Here is a 2,335-nt window from a genome sequence, read left to right on the forward strand (position 1 = left end):
GACCTTGGCGGTCGCCTTGGCGAGCGCCGCGGTGACCGCGTCGGGCCCCATGCCGACGCCTTCGATGCGGATGACATCGACATCGGTCATGCCGAGGAAGCCGAGCACGCCGCGCAGATAGGGAATGGCGTGATCGAACTGCACGGCCGCGCCCTCGGAATAGATGCCGCCCGAAGCCAGCACGATATAGACCTTCTTGCCGGTGACGAGGCCCTTGGGGCCGTTCTCGCCATAGGCAAAGCTCCGGCCGGAGCGGGCAATGTGGTCGACCCAGGACTTCAGCGTCGAGGAGATGTTGAAGTTGATGAAGCCGGTGGCGAGGATCACCGTGTCGGCGGCGAACAACTCGTCGAGCACGACGTCGGAAACGCCCACCACTTCGGCCTGGCGCGGGGTGCGCGCTTCAACCGGGGTGTAGATGCCGGTCGCATAATCGGTATCGATATGCGGCAGCGGGTTGGCGACGAGATCGCGCACGACCAGCGTGTTCGACGGGTCGGCGGCCAGAAGCTTCTGGGCGAATTCGGTGGCGATGCGGGTCGAGTGCGAGGCAGCGCCGCGCGGGCTCGAGGTAACAAGAAGAATGGACATAGCGGGTCTCTCCAGTGGAATGAATTGTCCCGCTCCATATGGGGCTATCGATCCATCAGATAAACTGGTATATTTTCTATATGATCCATCTATCGAATGGATAGGATAAATGCAGCCGAACCCGACCCTCGACCAGCTCCAGATCCTTGTCGCCGTTGCCGACACCGGCAGTTTCTCGGCCGCAGGCCGCAAGCTCAACCGGGCGCAATCCGTCATCAGCTACGGCATCGCCAATCTCGAGGCGCAGCTTGGGCTGAAGCTGTTCGAGCGCGAGGGCACGCGCGAGCCGCAACTGACCGAGATCGGCCGGGCCATGCTGGAAGACGCGCGGCGCATGGTGAGCGTGCTGCAGCGCATCCGCTCACGCGCCGACGGCCACCATCATGGGCTGGAGGCCGAGGTGGCGCTGGCGGTCGACGTGGCATTGCCTTCACCCGTGCTGGTGCGGGTGCTGAAGGCGTTCGAGAAGCAGTTCCCGACCGTGACGCTGCGCCTGCATATCGGCACGCTCGGCCTCATTCCCGATCTCGTCGTCAGCGGCCAGGCGGATCTCGGCATTGGCGGCTTGCTGGGCGATGTCGACGTGCACCTCGTGCGCATCGGCTTCATGTCCCTGGTGCCGGCGGCCGCACCCAACCATCCACTGGCGCTGCTGCCGAAGCCGGTGGCGCTCGAGGATGTGCGCGAGCACACGCAGCTCGTCGTCATTGACCAGTCCGAGCGCACCAAGGGACGCGATTACGGCGTCTTCGCCTATCGCACCTGGCGACTGACCGACATGCGCACCAAGCACATATTGATGCGCGAGGGGCTGGGTTGGGGCGGGCTGCCGCGCTGGCTGATCGCCGACGATCTGGCCAGTGGCCGCCTGGTGGAACTTGATCTCGAACCCTACAAGGAAACGAGCTCGCCCTTGTTTGCCATGCACCGCAACGACCGCAGCCCGAAGCCGGCGGCCACGTGGCTGATCGACCGCTTCAAGCGCGGGCTCGGCTGCTTCAACGAATTCGAGCCCGGCGAGGTGCCCGAGGACGAGCCGGAGACCCATGGCGCTTCTGGTTCCGGTATCTGACCTGGCAACTCGCAGCCGAACTTCTAGGTCCCGCCGCGGACATCACCGGATCACCGTCACCCCGGAAACCACGATCTGCGCCGTGCGGGCCGTCAATCTCCCACGTCTGCGTAGCGTCGGTTTTTCATAGGTCTTTTTCATCTGTCGGTCCCAATGTAAGCCTCGAGGGATGAGTTGAGCCCTGACATAACGAGATACGAGCGTTCCGGTTGCGTCGCCATTCCATCCTCTGCCGCGGAGGGAGGGATTCAAATTAGATTGCGTTCAAACTCTATCCTTGTTATAGATGTCGAACGAAATCTAAATTGGGAGTCGAGATGCGAGTCAGTCGCACACAGGCGGAAGCAAATCGCGACGCGGTCATCAACGCGGCGAGCCGGCTTTTTCGAGAGCACGGCTTTGACGGTATCGGGCTGAAGGATCTGATGAAGGGTGCCGGGCTGACCCAAGGCGCCTTTTACAAGCAGTTCGACTCCAAGGAGGATCTGGCAGCGCAGGCATCGCGGCGAGCGATGGAACACGCGACCCGCAGATGGTCGGCTGTTGCTGCCGGAAGCCCCGACCCCCTTGAAGCCCTTATCGGGCTCTACCTTTCAACAGGGCATCGCGAAGAGAAGAGCGACGGTTGTCCGATCGTGGCGCTTGGTTCGGACGCGGCGCGCCAAGGCGAAG

4 protein-coding genes are annotated in these 2,335 nt (G+C 62.9%); 2 read left to right on the forward strand and 2 right to left on the reverse strand.

The window, feature by feature from the left end; all coding sequences use genetic code 11:
- Positions 1-591 (reverse strand): FMN-dependent NADH-azoreductase (locus tag EOA36_RS33510; RefSeq protein WP_145969460.1); only part of this gene is annotated, 591 nt, incomplete at its 3' end.
- Between the two features lie 109 nt (positions 592-700).
- Between EOA36_RS33510 and EOA36_RS33515 the strand changes: the two genes are divergently transcribed.
- Positions 701-1,663, forward strand: a complete 963-nt coding sequence (locus EOA36_RS33515; protein ID WP_127281018.1) for a LysR family transcriptional regulator — start codon at positions 701-703, stop codon at positions 1,661-1,663.
- A 42-nt stretch (positions 1,664-1,705) separates the two neighbouring features.
- Here the strand turns inward: EOA36_RS33515 and EOA36_RS37545 are convergent, their stop codons facing one another.
- Positions 1,706-1,804 carry a putative RiPP precursor gene (locus EOA36_RS37545; RefSeq protein ID WP_189343773.1) on the reverse strand — a complete coding sequence of 33 codons (99 nt, stop codon included), beginning with the start codon at positions 1,802-1,804 and terminating at the stop codon, positions 1,706-1,708.
- Between the two features lie 176 nt (positions 1,805-1,980).
- Here EOA36_RS37545 and EOA36_RS33520 point away from each other — a divergent pair.
- On the forward strand, positions 1,981-2,335 hold a 355-nt coding region (locus EOA36_RS33520; RefSeq protein ID WP_145969461.1), incomplete at its 3' end, for a TetR/AcrR family transcriptional regulator.

It is taken from the genome of Mesorhizobium sp. M8A.F.Ca.ET.021.01.1.1 (genome assembly GCF_003998025.1).
Classification (GTDB): domain Bacteria; phylum Pseudomonadota; class Alphaproteobacteria; order Rhizobiales; family Rhizobiaceae; genus Mesorhizobium.